This window comes from Cupriavidus sp. SIMBA_020 (assembly GCF_046535395.1).
Lineage (GTDB): Bacteria > Pseudomonadota > Gammaproteobacteria > Burkholderiales > Burkholderiaceae > Cupriavidus > Cupriavidus campinensis.
Window position 1 is genome coordinate 1 of record NZ_JAWRWU010001451.1, and the last position, 243, is coordinate 243.

A 243-nucleotide genomic window follows, 5' to 3' on the forward strand; every position below is an offset into this window, starting at 1 on the left:
GGCCGCGGCGCTGGGCCGTGGCGCGGGCTTTCGCGATATCTGGTCGCGCGGCTTCGTCTCCGGTTTCCTGCTCTACAGCCCGGCCTGGCTGCAAGGTGGTACGCCGCCCGCGGCCGCGCCGTGGCTGCCGACCTTGCTGGTCGGACTGTTGCTCGCCTGGCCTTTGCTGTGGCTGTGCGAGGCGCTGTGGTGGCGGCGCGGGACGCGCGGCGCCTGATCCCGGAAAAGATCGCCGCGCCCGAG

General features: G+C 73.3%; 1 protein-coding gene. It reads left to right on the forward strand.

Annotation, left to right across the window (positions count from 1 at the left end):
* Positions 1-217 (forward strand): hypothetical protein (locus tag SB751_RS34370; RefSeq protein ID WP_410749541.1); only part of this gene is annotated, 217 nt, incomplete at its 5' end.
* Positions 218-243: the final 26 nt, after the last annotated feature.